This is a genomic window from Bradyrhizobium sp. WSM4873, assembly GCF_055811355.1.
The window spans coordinates 59,712-73,350 of the sequence record NZ_JBVVPS010000002.1 but is presented as its reverse complement, the minus strand read 5'-3'; the positions used below and the strand labels follow the sequence as shown (position 1 = coordinate 73,350).

The window sequence follows — 13,639 nt, the reverse complement described above, 5'->3', positions numbered from 1 at the left end:
CCAGAAGCCAACCTCGGAGCGGGATATGCAGGATCGTTGTACGCGCGACAAACCAGAGCTGGTGTGGCGCGGGCGTAGCCCGATTCCATCCTCACGCAAGGTCGCAGAGGAACGGCCGATAGCGCTCACGTACAACGGCTCGACTTACGCGGTGATGATGGCCTCTCCCGTTGACCTCGTGGATTTCGGCGTAGGCTTCAGCTTGAGCGAGGGCATTGTGGAGCATGGCGGGGACATCATCAGCATCGAAGTTGTCGAGCTCGAGCTCGGTTGCGAAGTGCGGATCTGGCTCGACGATTCCCATGGTGACCTCCTCGCCAACAGGCGGAGGGCGATGGTCGGGCCGGTCGGCTGCGGCCTGTGCGGAATTGAAACCCTGGAACAGGCTTGCCCGCGGCCGACGCGCGTCGTCAGCGAGGGCGGGTTTCGCCCCTTCGACATTCTGGAGGCGATGCGCTCCTTGCGACCGCTCCAACATCATAACCAGGCGACGGGCGCGATGCACGCTGCGGCCTTCTGGGACGGCCATGACATCCGATTGGTAAGGGAGGATGTCGGACGCCACAATGCACTGGACAAACTCGCTGGTGCGGCGGCCAGAGCCGGCCTCGAAACGTCCCGGGGGGCTGTCCTCATGACCAGTCGGGTCTCCGTCGAACTGGTTCAGAAGACGGCACGAATGGGCGTGCCGTTGCTCATCGCCGTCTCCGCACCGACTTCGCTGGCGATCGAGACCGCTGAGCGTGCCGGCGTAACGCTCGTCGCGGTCGCGCGCGATGATGGCTACGAAATATTTAGCCACGCTGGCCGACTGATCTTTGGAGAGGAAGAGTTGGATTCCCCCGCGCTGGCCGGCTCTGAATTGCTTTCCGCGAGACCTTAAGAACCAGCTCCGTCCCAGAGAACGTCGTATGCCTTCGTTCGGTCTCGTACCGACATCGCATCACTCAACTGTTTGGGCCGGAACGTCCGAAGCCCTCCAGCGCGTCGGTCCGAGCCCCCTCGGTTCGAGGAGAAGGCCTCAAATCAGGATGATGGAACGGAGAATAGGAGTAGTCCTGAAAAAGGAACCGCCGATGCCCCGAGTGCGTACTCTCCGCAGACCCGTGGACCGTTCCGACCGATCCTCGGAGATTGCGGGGAGCAGCAGCAATGCAGGACGGTCAGGCGACAGGCCTGGTTCCGAGATCGATTGAGCCTGAAGCCCGCGTTCAGCCCCTGGCTGCACGGAACAAGCTCCTGCGCTGCATCCCAGAAGCGGAGCTGACAGTACTCCGGTCGATCGGGACCGTCGTCGAGCTCAAGCCGCGTCAAGTCCTTCATCATTGGCGTTTGCCGATGGAGTATGTCTACTTCCTCGGCAGTGGTCTCGTATCGGTCTCTGCCAAGGTCGAAGCCGGGCGCTTCGTCGAGGCTTGGCTGGTCGGCTCCGAGGGAATGATCGGCGCCCCCTGCGTTTTGGCGCCGGAGGATCCGATGCCGCCGCACCGTCGGGTCGTTCAGGTGGGCGGAACGGCACTGCGAATTCCGACGCCGGCCTTTCTCGCCGCGCTTGACGATCTTGGGGCCCTCCGTGGAGTGATCCTCTCCTACATCAACCTTGTCTTGTTTCAAACGTCACAGGTGGGAGCCTGCAACTCACTCCATTCCGTCAAGCAGCGACTTGCCCGCTGGCTTCTCGTCGCGGCAAACGCAATGGACTCTGGAGAACTGCCGATCACGCATGCTGTTTTGGCTCAATTGCTGGGGATCCGTCGAGCCAGTGTCAGCGAATGTCTCGAGACTTTCGAACAGGCCGGCATCATCCGCAACACCCGAGCAGCGATAACTCTGGTCGACCGGGCCCAGCTGGAGCATTCCGCCTGTTCGTGCTCTGGATTGATACAGCGCGAGTACGATCGGCAAATCGGACGTCGCCTGCGTGTCTGAGAATTGAATGTGAAACAATCAATTCTCCAGAGCTCGGCCCCGCGATGATCGTGGGAAACCACAAGCCCGATTTGAACGAAGGCGATCTTCACAACGTTTCTTCTCCGATAAACGGAGGAGCCAATGACTCCGATTTGGCTGAAAGATCTGGCGCTGGCTAGTCTGGCTGTCGGATTTGTTTGCGCAATCATCATCGCGATCGACCTAACCCGCCACCCACAGCGGATGTGGATCATGAATGTTGTCTGGCCAGTGAACGGTCTGTTCGGCACCGTACTGACGTTGTGGCTGTACTACCGGTTCGGCCGGCTTGCGGCCCGGGATGCGACTGAGCAGAACAAGCACTCCGACAGCAGGAAGGAGACGCCGTTTCCGGTCATGGTCGCGAAAGGTGCCATGCACTGTGGCGCCGGATGTACACTTGGGGACATCATCGCCGAGAGCCTTGTGCTCGCGTTTCCGGTGATTGCGATCTGGGCGGGATGGAAGAGCCTGTTTTCAGAGAAGATGTTCGCGATCTGGGTTGTGGATTTCCTGTTCGCCTTCGTGCTCGGCGTTGCATTCCAGTACTTCACGATCAAACCGATGCGCGACTTGTCGCCGGGCGCAGGAATCGTCCAGGCCGTGAAGGCAGACACTCTCTCCCTGACTGCGTGGCAAATCGGGATGTACGGTTTCATGGCAGTCGCGCAGTTCGCGATCTTCAGGAATCTGTTCGGGGTGAGGCTCGAGCCGTCGATGCCAGAGTTCTGGTTCATGATGCAGATTGCGATGATCGCGGGATTTCTCACGAGCTATCCAGTGAATTGGTGGCTCGTAGAGACCGGCGTGAAAGAACGCATGTAGGCCAAGAGGGTGTTGCTTTGGCGACCCCGAACACAATTAGCAACTCTTTCCGCGCGCGACGCTTGGACCATATGGGGCGCCCGCGCTCAACAGGGAGAAGTATCATGGCGGCGCATGCAGGTGAGACAGCCCAAGAGACTGGAGACTTCAGGTGTGAGCGATGTCATCAGGCCACTCACGTCACAAAAGGACACAAGATTCCGAAATGTCCGCATTGTGGAAGCACAAGCTTCGACACCCGGCGGAACGAGCCGTAGGTGCAAATTTCACTCGGAAGCAGGACGTCAACAGCCAATCTTGCACCGTGATCGCCTCTCGAAGTCTTTCGAACGGCTGACGGACGTCCTGCAGCAATTCCGCCATGTTGCGGCTTCTCCAACGAAATACCCATCGTCGCCCGGCACATCTGAATGCGCCGGGCACTTTGCTACACGCGCAACGCGTCACCACCGATGGTGCGCACGGATCACGCCGTGATGGTGGTGCCGATAGTGCCGCGGCGCCCAGCCGTAGCTATGACGCCAAGGGTGCGCGCGCCGGACCGTATATCCCCACGGCCTCGGCGCGGACCAGCCGTAGCTATAGCGCCAGGGGCGCGGGCGCCAGGCGTATGGTCGCGGCCCCCAACCGTAGCCACCCCAGTAAGGTGTATAGGCGTAAGCCGGGTAGTACCCACCATAGCCGTAGGGGTATCTGTAACCATAGTATGGCGGATATTCCTCATAGTACGGAGTTGCAATGGCGGAGCCGATCAAGGCTCCTGCCAGCAGGCCGGCGCCGATTCCCCAGCCGCCATGCCAGCGAACCTGGGTGAGACTATCTTGCACTGCCGACGTGTGCTCCGTCGGGCTCGCGGCTGCCGAGAGCGGTGTCAGAGGCGCAGCCTGGGTACTGCTGATAGGAGATATCGCGATCAGGCCGGTGAGAGAAAGGGCAAGTGTGAGTCTCCGCATCTGTGGCTCCTGTCATTTCAGAATGCGGTCTCAACATCAGCCTGCAATCTTGGTTTCTAGAGTCAAGCGTTCGGGACACTATGTCGCGCCAATTTCCGGTCAGACACACGAGTGTACGACACCGTACCAACTCCATCGCCTCCGTACCTTTTCAGTAGTATTCCTGAACTAGGCAGCCTGTTTACTTTCGCGCTCCAGGAAGCTTTCGACATAGATCATGCGGACAGCAACGAGCAGGACGGCGATCAGGGGCGTGGCAACGATCAGCCCGATCAAACCGAAGAGAGTGCCAAGGATCGTTTGGGAAAGTATCGTCAGTGCGGGTGGCAGCGAGACAGTTCGTTTCTGAATCCAAGGTGCGATGGCATTTCCTTCCAACAGCTGGATCGTCAAAAACAAGAGAGCGACCCAAGCGGCGAGGACAGGAGACTGTGCCAGCGCCACGAGGATCGCCGGCACTGCGCCTGCAAGTGCCCCGATGTATGGCACGAAGTTCAGGAGGGCCGCCAGCAGGGCCAGTGATAGTGGCAGGGGCGAACCGATGAGGAGAAGGCCCAATCCGAGGAGCAGGCCCACGATCAGCATGTCGACGAGTTGACCAAGAAACCAGAGCCTAAGCGTAGCACCGAGCTCTCCGGCAACTTCTCGGCCGCGAGGTCGCCAGGCCATTGGAAGCAAACGAAGCGAGCCTTCGAGATACAATTGGGGCGACGTAGCGAGGAATATCGCTGTCGCCGCCGTCACGACGAGAGTGCCACCTATGCCGAGAACGGAGCCAACGACGCCGGTGACGTAGCCTGTCAGGCCAGTGCGCAGAGACTTGCCGGCGATCTGCAACTGTTGAGCCAAAATCGAACCCCACGAGCTGTTTTGCAGTTCGCTCCAGATCCGTGCCAGTTGGGTTCTCAGTTGCTGGCTGATCTCGTCGGCCTGGATGAAAATAGCGCTGCCGCGCCACCACAGCAGCGCACCGAGTGCGAGCCCTGTCACGAGAATGACGGAAATCAACGATGTGTATGGCCCGAGGCGCGTTACCCGACGGACCGCGTTGCTGGCGCCCCGCAGAACGCAAGCGATGACCACGGCGCTGAACAAGAGCAACAGTATGTCGCGAAGCAGCCAGACCGAGAGCGCGAGAAATAGAGCGATTGCGCTTACACGAAGGGTGCGCTCGATATGCCTCACATGAACAGTCAACTTGTCTTCCAATTCGCCTCCTTTGTCGGAACAGTCCAGCTTCCGAAGCTCGACATTGAAGTTGCGCAGGCGAGACTACTCGGAACATCATCGCGGCGATCGCGTCGCGATGTATGTAATACTCTGTTGCGGCCTCAAATGTTCTTGTACGCAAGCGAATAATTCTCATCCGAAGACCACCGAAGCACTAGAGCGAGCTCGGGCGTCGTGTTGCTGATCGTCGTTCGTTTCTAAGGAGATGGCATGAACAGCGTTCTAATCTCCGGGGTTGGAATTGCCGGACCCACGCTTGCCTATTGGTTGAAAGCAGCCGGCTTCCGGCCGACGCTCCTCGAGCGCGCCTCCGCTCTACGGAGCGGAGGCTATGTCATCGACTTTTGGGGGCTCGGCTACACCATCGCTGAACGGATGGGATTGATGCCGGAGATCAATCGCCACGGCTACTACGCCCGAGAGTTTCGGATCGTAGATGAAGCTGGCCGTCGGCTGGCCGGCTTCGGTACCGAAGTCTTCTCCGAGTTGACGAATGGACGATACGTTACTCTTCAGCGCACTGACCTCTCGCGCATGCTGTTCGAACGGACCAGCGGCGTTGAAGCCATTTTCGGAGACGAGATCATTCTCGTCGAAGAGAAACCAGATTGCGTCGAAGTCGAGCTGAAGCACGGCGGCAGGCGCAGGTTCGACCTTCTCGTCGGGGCAGACGGCCTGCATTCAGCGGTGCGCAATCTGGTCTTTGGTCCGCAGGCTCAGTTCGAGCGGCGTCTGGGGTATATCGTGGCCGCTTTCGAAGCTCACGGCTATCGACCGCGCGACGAGGATGTGTATCTGATCTACGGTCAGCCGGGCCGTATGGTAGGCCGCTTCACGCTGCGTGACGATCGTACATTGTTTCTCTTGGTGTTTGCCGAGCACCAGTCAGTTTTGCCGGAAACGCCGGCCTCGCAAAAGGCGCTGCTTCGGGAAATCTATAGCGGAGACGGCTGGGAGTGCGATCAGATGCTCGCCGAACTGGAGCGCGCCGGTGAACTCTATTTCGACACCGTCAGTCAGATCAGGATGCCGAACTGGTCACGAGGTCGGGTGGCGCTCGTTGGTGATGCCGCTTTCTGCGTCTCGCTCCTGGCAGGGCAGGGATCGGCGCTGGCGATGATTTCAGCTTATGTCTTGGCCGGTGAACTCGCCATGGCCGGCGGAGGATATTTGGAGGCATTTGCCGGATACGAGGCGCGGCTGAAGAGCTATATAGGCCGGAAACAGCAGGGTGCCGAGCGCTTTGCCGGGGCGCTGGCGCCGAGAACGCGTGTGGGAATGCTCTTCCGCAACGTCGTGGTCAGAAGTTTCTCGATACCGGGGCTGGCGAGGCTCGCAATTGGGCGGGACATCGCCGACGAACTGGAGCTTCCTGACTACCGCTGGGAGGGCACCATGAATGGACGGGCAGCGACTAAGGGTGTCCAATGACGGTGATGGGCGCAGATTGTCGCCATGCCTCTTGGCAGGAACCGCCTTTCGGAACCAGAGTTCATATCGGTGTCTGTGCGCAATAGTGGTCAAATGCCCTCGGTCCTGACTTACGGCACGCGAAAAGCCCTGATCGGCAGCAGCATCAAGCCGTTTGCTGAAGAGCGGAAGGTCAGCCTTCTCGTGCTTTGCGCGCTCGCCTTGGTGATTGGCGTCATGACCGGACTTGGCGCCGTCGGCTTTCGCGCGCTGATCGGCCTCGTGCACAACTTGTCTTACAATGGCAGGCTGAGCGTCGTTTACGACGCAAACGTCAGTGAGGGCCCCAGTCCTTTCGGCGACTTTGTTCTTCTTGCGCCTGTGATCGGCGGCCTCATCGTCGTTTTTCTCGTCCGGCGGTTCGCTCCAGAAGCAAAGGGACATGGCGTACCCGAAGTGATGGACGCCATATTCTACAAGCGCGGCAAAATTCGGGGTTCGGTAGCTTTGATAAAGGCGCTGGCGTCCGCAATATCGATCGGAAGCGGCGCCGCCGTCGGGCGCGAAGGCCCTATCATTCAGATAGGCTCAGCCCTTGGTTCAGCCTTTGCTCAATTCATCGGGCTCTCGACCCGGCAGAGGATCACGCTGCTATCCGCGGGCGCGGGCGCAGGCATTGCCGCAACCTTCAATACTCCGCTGGGCGGCGTGCTGTTTGCTCTGGAAATTCTTCTGCCGGAAGTTTCAAACCGGACATTCCTCCCAGTCGTCGTGGCCACGGGGGCTGCGACGACGATCGGGCGCATCCTGATCGGTCCGGACCCGGCCTTTTCGGTTCCGGATATGCAATTCAGCATGGTCGCATCCTTCAATGCGCAGGAAGCTCTCGCATTCGTCCTGCTCGGCCTGTTGTCTGGAGCGGCAGCCTGGGCGTTCATCCGTCTGCTCGTCTTCATGGAAGACGGGTTTCCGAAGCTGTCTGGCAACGAGTATGTTCAGAATATCATCGGCATGTCGTCAATCGGCCTGATGATGGTGGTGCTCACGCATGCCTTTGGTCACTCCTACGTCGACGGCGTTGGCTATTCCGTCATTCAGGAGATACTGGACCACAAGATGACGGCGGCGGGGTTACTGGTGCTGCTGTTTGTGTTGAAGCTGTTGGCAACGACGGTCAGTCTCGGCTGTGGGGCGTCGGGCGGGATATTCTCGCCATCGCTTTACCTTGGCGCCACCCTGGGGGCCGCCTTTGCCGCCGCAACCAATTCAATCCTGCCTCATTCAGGGCTGACGCCATCTTCGGCCGCGATCATTGGAATGGCGGCAATGGTCGGTGCAGGTACGGGCGGCGTCATGACCGCGATCGTGATGGTCTTCGAAATGACGCGCGACTACGCAATCATCGTTCCGGTGATCGTTGCGGTGGCGTTGGCGGCAGGCGTCAGGCGTGCACTCGTCAACGAGACGATCTACACGGTCAAGCTGCGCCACCGCGGTCACCGCATTCCAAAGGAGCGGCATATCAACCTCTACTTGGTGAAGCAGGCTCAGGACATCATGGAAACGCGCTTTATCGTCGCCGGAGTAGGAACGACACTAAAACAGGCCATGGCTGCGGAAGATATCGACGATGCACTTCCTATCGTGATTGAGCGCGAAGGGCGGATTGTCGGGCTGATCCCACCACGTTCCGGCTTATGGGCGGAGTCGCAATCGAATCCATCTCTCATCGTCGAGCAATTCGTCGAGCGGCGGATGGTCATTTGCCGCGATCAGGACCTTTTGAGCTTGGTGTTTGCCAGGTTGAAGCGCCATCGGGCCGGCGCGGCAATCGTTGTCCGCTCTGCCTCGCGCCCGCGCGTTAAGGATATCGTCGGCGTCCTGACCAAACGCGTAATCGCAGATGCAGTCATCGACAGCTATGAGGATTGAACCGGTTAGAGTGAGCGCTTGTCGCCCCGCGCTTCAGCGACAGTTCGAGACGAGACGTATTGTCCGACGGTCCGCTTTGCCACCCAGCCTAGAGTCGAGCCTTGAATGATGATGCTGAACAGGACGACCCCATAGGTTGAGGCGAGCATTGCGGCCTTGGCCGGGCCATCCGGCACGGACAGGGCGAGTGCAACTGAAATTCCGCCTCGGACGCCGGCCCAGGTGAGAAAGGGCGCGTTGCGCAAGGAGAGCAGGCGAGTCCATCCGAACAGGAATGGTTGAACCGAAACGGACGCAAAGCGGGCGAAGAGAACGATTGGCACCGTCGCTGCTGCCAGACCGAGGCTGCGAGGATCGAAGCGCAGTATCAAGGTCTCCAGCCCGATGAGCAGAAAAAGGACCGAGTTGAGAATTTCGTCGATGAGGGTCCAGAGCGCGAACAGATATCCTTGTGTCCGCTCACTCATTGCGTATCGAGGTCCTCGGTCGCCGATGAGGAGGCCCGCGGCGACCATGGAGAGCGGGCCACTGACGTGCAGATGCAGCGCAAGTGCGTAGGTTGCAGTGACGAGGGCAAGGGAGATCAGCACCTCGATGGCGTAGTCGTCGATGAGCCGCATCGCGCGATACGCAACATAGCCAGTCAACAAGCCCAGCACTAATCCGCCACCAGCTTCGCGAACGAGTAACTCAGCGACATCGGCGGCCGAAACCTGAGCGCCGTCTCCGGTGCTCGCAAAGCGAAGCATGATCGTGAACAGAACGATCCCGACGCCGTCGTTGAACAATGCCTCGCCTTCCGCCTCGATCTGCAGCTCTTTCGGCACCTTGGTGTTGCGGAGCGTACTCAGGACAGCAACGGGGTCAGTCGGGCTGATCAGCGCGCCGAACACGAACGCCCAAGCCAACGATACGGGTAGGTGTAAAAGGCCGCAGATGAACCAGAACATCAGGCCTACGAGGCCGGTTGAAATTGAGGTGCCGAGAACGGCCAGAATAAATACCGGAATGGCGCGGCTTCTGAGCGTGTCCAGATCTACGTGCAACGCGCCGGCGAACAGCAGAAATGCAAGCATCCCATTCACCACGACTTCGGCAAAGTCGATTTGCCGGAGCCCATTGGCAAGCTGGTCTAGTAGTTGAACTGTGGGAAACGCCGCATCCAAGCCGATCAGGAGCAGTGACGTCAGGACGCTCATCACGAGAAGACCTACGCTGCGGGAGAGCGGCAGGAACTTGTGATTGAGCCAGCCGAAGACGGCAGACAATGTCAGCAGAACGGCAGCAACATCCATCAGCGAAAGCACTGCAGGCTCCCTTGTGTCCTGGCGAGAGTGCCTGTTCACTCCCTCCCGTTAAGGCCGCTGTTCGCTCTACTCCCAATGAGGGTAGTGCGTTCGAGATGGCGACTTTTGAGACGTGAATAATCAAAAGCGACTTCGGCAGTTCCTGCGGGACGGTAAGCGGATTAGGATGCGCCTCAATCCCCAAGCCGTCTCCGCGACGGAGTCAGCTATCCATTTCTGCATCTGCGGCGAAAGATCGCGACGACGATTGCATTATCGTCGTTCACTCCGCATTCATTGCAACGACATAGAAGTGCGGAGGGGGCTTACGACAAGGAAAAACCATGAAGAAAATCGCCTATGGATTTGCGGCCGCTGCTCTGCTTGCAGGCACTCAGTTCTTGGTTCCTGCCAATGCGATGATGGCGCCACCGGTCGGCGCAGCGGCAACATCCGAGACGATGCAGGCCGGCTATCACTATCATCATCATCGGAGGGTCTGCACCGTGCGAACCATCGTCACGCGCGGCTATCATGGTCGACGTATCGTCAAGCACGTGCGTGTCTGCCGATAAACGCAAACTTGGAGGGCCGTCGATCGAGGCGGCCCTCACCTTGCATAACAGCAATCTTCATCGCGCAGTGAGATGGGTGCGCCGCACATTACATCGGAAGCTGACGTCCAAAAGTCCGGTAAAATCGACGTGCCGCGATCTCCAGCGCCGCAAAACAAAGAGCCGTGAACAACATACCGAGGACCAGGAGAACCACGACTGTATCCATAATCGAACGAGTTTCTGCAAGGGATCGGGACAATGAATCCAACTTCGTGATTCTGTCGGTTGTCACACGCCTGTTGCCATCAAGCAATCGCGTACGCCGAGAACAGGAGACAGGTGATGTAGACGCAAGCGAGGAAAATGCCTGCAGTTCTAGCCGTGCGGGCATCTAGCCGCGAGTTCGTCCGGGTCGCGAGCTCGGGCAGTTTCTCATACTGTGCAAAGAGCCGACGACGGGCACGTCCTCGGAAAAGTACATTTCTCATATATGCCTCCAAGCAACTTGATCCGTCCAAAAAGGTGCGGAGTGCAAAAGCCGTTCGGCCGGCGATTCGCGTTGGTTCTCTCGTCCGCTTCATGGAAGATAGTGGACGGCGTCCCATCGGGCAGTCAGGAGATGAGCGGGGCCTGTCGGGATAATCCTGACGTCCTCATGCCATGCAGGGCCGTTTGGCCCACCTACTTCCCGCTCAAACTTGATCCGCACTCTTTCCCGAATGACTCAACCAGCCAAGGGCCACGCCGTAGCGCACGATGTCGGCACGCGTGAACAGTCCGAGCTTTTCGACCGCCCTGGCCTTGTAAGTTTCGACGGTCTTGATGCTGATGCTTAGCTGATTGGCAATTTCCTTGTTGCTGAAGCCTTGCGCGATAAATCTGAGAACCTCACTCTCGCGCGGTGTCAGCTCGCCGGCTGTGGAAGCGCCGGAAGACGAGTGGGCGCCCTGCGCGGATGGAAGTGCTTTCTCCGCTATTGCTGGATCCAGATACAAACCACCTCCAGCGATCGCGCGAACTGCGCGCTCGAGCTCGTCGGCCGCAGAGCGCTTCAGCAAATAGCCGCGAGCTCCCGCTTGCAGCATCGGCTGAACGTAGGCGTGATCCTCGTGCACGGTCAGCGCCAGAAGACGAACTTGAGGAAGCTGCGTCGCTAAGGTTCGAGCAACTTCGAGGCCACTGATACCGGGAAGTGAAATGTCCAGGATGGCAATGTCCGGTGTGGCCTGGCGAATGATGTCTAGGGCGGCCTGTCCATCCGTTGCTTCCCCGACGATCTCAATGTCATGCACGTCCTGAAGCAACGCCTTCATTCCGGCCAGAACAAGCGGATGATCGTCAGTCAACGTGATCCGGATCGGGCACATAGCCCATCTCCTCTAGTGGCACCGGTATTCTCATGAAAAGAGAGGTGCCGTGGCCGGGTTCAGATTCGATCGCCAAAGATCCACCGAGCAGCGTGAGGCGCTCCTCGATGACGGACAGGCCCAATTTTGCGTGGCGGCTCTCGCCCTGCGAGAATTCCTGAAAGTCGAAGCCGTTCCCGTCGTCTTCGACGACGATCCTAAGCTCAGTTGTGCGTCGGTCGATGACCACGCTGACGTTTCGAGCTTGCGCGTGTTTGACGACGTTGTTCACGGCCTCCTGGACGGCGCGGTAAACCGCGATTTCGACGTCCTGGCCGAGACGATCTCTTCTGCCCAGAGGCTGAAAATCCACGCTGATCCCGAACCGGCGCTGGATCTCCGCGCAGAATGCCTCCAGCGCCTTGTAAAGGCCCAGGTCGTCAAGGGCGGTCGGGCGCAGGTCAGAGGCGATTTGATGGATATCGCGCCCAATCCCTCTCGCGAGTCCTTGCAACCAATTGAGCCTCTCCAATCCGAGCTTGCGTTTCGGGCTCGTGCCAAGAAGCGGCTCCAGGTTCTTTAGACCGAGAAGGAGACCTGTGACCGTCTGGCCGATCTGATCGTGAAGCTCTCTTGCGATTCTACGGCGTTCATTTTCTTCCGCTTCGGAAAGACGTCGAAGCAGTTGCTGTCGCTCCAGCTCAGCTCGCTTGGTCTCGTCGATATCCAGAATGACGCCATACACGACGTCTAGGTTGTTTTCGTCGAGTCGAGACAGCCGTCCGCTGGCCCGCAGCCACCGGCTGTGAGGGGGAGCGGTCCGGAAATCAGCAATCGCCACGTTTCCCGAACGGCAACTCAGCAAGGAAGCCTCAAAGTTCCGCTGGTCGGCGGGATCAATACAGCTCAGTATCCGACCTATCGGAACGATCGTATCTCCTTCGGAGCGCGAACCGTCTATCCGGAGCATCTCCCGGGCGCGGGGCGACACGATCGCTTCTCTGCTCGCAAAATCGCAGCTGAACACGCCGAGATCTGCGGCATCGATCGTCAGCCTCCGTCGCTCTTCACTTGCGCTGAGTGCCAATGCTGCCTGCGCCTCTTGCTCGCGCCGGCGAAGCGAAATGTCGCGTATGGTGTACCAGGCCAAAGTCAGAGCCAAGACAAAGCTCAATACCCCACCCCCGGCAAGAAAAATGGCTGAGCGCTGGACGGGACCATTCAGTTCCTGCGTCGGTATTCCGAAATGGACCGACCATCCGCTGGTTCCGGGGATGGCTTTGTAGATCGAGTCGACTTGTTCGCCGGCAGGCGTGGTTTTGACGTAGCTTCCTTCTGGCGCTGAGGCTATCGCCTGGCGGACCGTAGCGCTGGCAGATTGTCCGAGTTCGGATTGTTCACCGAAGGTGCGGGCGACGATGTTCCCCTTGGCATCGACCACGAAACCCACCCAGCCGGCCGGGGCTCCTGCGCTCTTCAAAATCTGGCTTATTGCATCGGGCACCAAGGCCACCGTGAGGACAAACTTCAATTGCCCATCGCGCTCAACGGGGGCCCTGACGGCCACCACGCGTTTGCCGGTGATGGGACCACGTGGCCCAATTCCGCCGATCGCCGGCTTTCTCGTTTTCAGGATCTGTTCGAAATTCTCTCGGTCGGCGGTGGCGCGCATCCCATCTCCGAGTGGACGGCTGACATCAAGCACCTGATTCCCGTCGGGGTCGACGAGCTGAATCGTCTGCCAAAGAGGACGTGCTTCGTTGACACGCGTCGCTTCCCGATAGAACGCGTCAAGGTCCGGCTTGTCGAGTGTTGCGGAAGCCGCGACGGTCTCGGCGATCTCGAGCTGGAGGCTGATCTCGGAGGCAAGCCGGTTGACGACGCTATCGAGCGTCTCCACGGCGGCAGCCTGAGAACCCCTGCGCTGCTGCTGCGCGTTCAGGAAAACGACCCAACCCGCAAAAAGCGCAAGAGGCATCGCTGCCGCGATGAAGACGAGAATCAAGGGGCGGCGGGCTGCGCGACGGGACATTGAGGTGGGCGCCTCCCTGCGGGTGCGTATCAAATGAGACAGCAAAACGCCCACGTGCTGGCACTTCCTCGATGTTTTCTGGTTCTTGTCAGGTTTTTCCCGACACTACTATCGGTCA

At 59.2% G+C, this 13,639-nt stretch carries 11 protein-coding genes; 7 read left to right on the top strand and 4 right to left on the bottom strand.

All coding sequences use genetic code 11. From position 1 onward, the window contains the following. Positions 1 to 25 precede the first annotated feature (25 nt). From fdhD to AC0L21_RS04340, 4 genes are all read left to right on the top strand, one after another. On the top strand, positions 26 to 883 hold the full coding sequence (gene fdhD, locus AC0L21_RS04355) for a formate dehydrogenase accessory sulfurtransferase FdhD (protein WP_473258560.1): 858 nt from the start codon (positions 26 to 28) through the stop codon (positions 881 to 883). Between the two features lie 269 nt (positions 884 to 1,152). Next, on the top strand, positions 1,153 to 1,929 hold the full coding sequence (locus AC0L21_RS04350) for a Crp/Fnr family transcriptional regulator (RefSeq protein ID WP_473258558.1): 777 nt from the start codon (positions 1,153 to 1,155) through the stop codon (positions 1,927 to 1,929). Positions 1,930 to 2,052: 123 nt separating this feature from the next. After that, the gene (locus tag AC0L21_RS04345) at positions 2,053 to 2,775 is read left to right on the top strand and encodes a DUF4396 domain-containing protein (protein WP_473258556.1); all 723 of its coding nucleotides are present in this window, start codon (positions 2,053 to 2,055) and stop codon (positions 2,773 to 2,775) included. A gap of 71 nt (positions 2,776 to 2,846) precedes the next feature. Beyond that, complete coding sequence (locus AC0L21_RS04340; RefSeq protein WP_371449366.1) at positions 2,847 to 3,032, top strand: zinc ribbon-containing protein; 186 nt, start codon at positions 2,847 to 2,849, stop codon at positions 3,030 to 3,032. Positions 3,033 to 3,896: 864 nt separating this feature from the next. Here the strand turns inward: AC0L21_RS04340 and AC0L21_RS04335 are convergent. Continuing rightward, positions 3,897 to 4,937 carry an AI-2E family transporter gene (locus AC0L21_RS04335; RefSeq protein WP_473258553.1) on the bottom strand — a complete coding sequence of 347 codons (1,041 nt, stop codon included), beginning with the start codon at positions 4,935 to 4,937 and terminating at the stop codon, positions 3,897 to 3,899. A 231-nt stretch (positions 4,938 to 5,168) separates the two neighbouring features. On the opposite strand from AC0L21_RS04335, the gene AC0L21_RS04330 reads away from it, so the two are divergent. Then, on the top strand, positions 5,169 to 6,389 hold the full coding sequence (locus AC0L21_RS04330; RefSeq protein WP_473258551.1) for an FAD-binding domain: 1,221 nt from the start codon (positions 5,169 to 5,171) through the stop codon (positions 6,387 to 6,389). A gap of 93 nt (positions 6,390 to 6,482) precedes the next feature. Then, on the top strand, positions 6,483 to 8,300 hold the full coding sequence (locus AC0L21_RS04325) for a chloride channel protein (RefSeq protein ID WP_473258548.1): 1,818 nt from the start codon (positions 6,483 to 6,485) through the stop codon (positions 8,298 to 8,300). Positions 8,301 to 8,305: 5 nt separating this feature from the next. On the opposite strand, the gene AC0L21_RS04320 is transcribed toward AC0L21_RS04325, so the two are convergent. Next, positions 8,306 to 9,607 (bottom strand): cation:proton antiporter, encoded by a 1,302-nt coding sequence (locus AC0L21_RS04320; protein ID WP_473258545.1) that lies wholly within the window; start codon positions 9,605 to 9,607, stop codon positions 8,306 to 8,308. A gap of 323 nt (positions 9,608 to 9,930) precedes the next feature. Between AC0L21_RS04320 and AC0L21_RS04315 the strand changes: the two genes are divergently transcribed. Further along, positions 9,931 to 10,161 (top strand): hypothetical protein, encoded by a 231-nt coding sequence (locus AC0L21_RS04315; RefSeq protein ID WP_354056816.1) that lies wholly within the window; start codon positions 9,931 to 9,933, stop codon positions 10,159 to 10,161. Positions 10,162 to 10,835: 674 nt separating this feature from the next. Here AC0L21_RS04315 and AC0L21_RS04310 read toward each other — a convergent pair. Both AC0L21_RS04310 and AC0L21_RS04305 read right to left on the bottom strand, forming a co-directional pair. Continuing rightward, the gene (locus AC0L21_RS04310; protein WP_354098735.1) at positions 10,836 to 11,510 is read right to left on the bottom strand and encodes a response regulator transcription factor; all 675 of its coding nucleotides are present in this window, start codon (positions 11,508 to 11,510) and stop codon (positions 10,836 to 10,838) included. After that, positions 11,482 to 13,521 carry a sensor histidine kinase gene (locus AC0L21_RS04305; protein ID WP_473258542.1) on the bottom strand — a complete coding sequence of 680 codons (2,040 nt, stop codon included), beginning with the start codon at positions 13,519 to 13,521 and terminating at the stop codon, positions 11,482 to 11,484. Before AC0L21_RS04305 ends, AC0L21_RS04310 begins: the two co-directional genes overlap by 29 nt. Between the last annotated feature and the right edge of the window lie 118 nt (positions 13,522 to 13,639).

What these genes read in the sequence shown, in the direction of transcription:
- fdhD (WP_473258560.1), top strand. Translation starts at nt 26, where the DNA reads ATGCAGGATCGTTGTACGCGCGACAAACCAGAGCTGGTGTGGCGCGGG.
- AC0L21_RS04350 (WP_473258558.1), top strand. Translation starts at nt 1,153, where the DNA reads ATGCAGGACGGTCAGGCGACAGGCCTGGTTCCGAGATCGATTGAGCCT.
- AC0L21_RS04345 (WP_473258556.1), top strand. Translation starts at nt 2,053, where the DNA reads ATGACTCCGATTTGGCTGAAAGATCTGGCGCTGGCTAGTCTGGCTGTC.
- AC0L21_RS04340 (WP_371449366.1), top strand. Translation starts at nt 2,847, where the DNA reads ATGGGGCGCCCGCGCTCAACAGGGAGAAGTATCATGGCGGCGCATGCA.
- AC0L21_RS04330 (WP_473258551.1), top strand. Translation starts at nt 5,169, where the DNA reads ATGAACAGCGTTCTAATCTCCGGGGTTGGAATTGCCGGACCCACGCTT.
- AC0L21_RS04325 (WP_473258548.1), top strand. Translation starts at nt 6,483, where the DNA reads ATGCCCTCGGTCCTGACTTACGGCACGCGAAAAGCCCTGATCGGCAGC.
- AC0L21_RS04315 (WP_354056816.1), top strand. Translation starts at nt 9,931, where the DNA reads ATGAAGAAAATCGCCTATGGATTTGCGGCCGCTGCTCTGCTTGCAGGC.
- AC0L21_RS04310 (WP_354098735.1), bottom strand. Translation starts at nt 11,510, where the DNA reads ATGTGCCCGATCCGGATCACGTTGACTGACGATCATCCGCTTGTTCTG.
- AC0L21_RS04305 (WP_473258542.1), bottom strand. Translation starts at nt 13,521, where the DNA reads ATGTCCCGTCGCGCAGCCCGCCGCCCCTTGATTCTCGTCTTCATCGCG.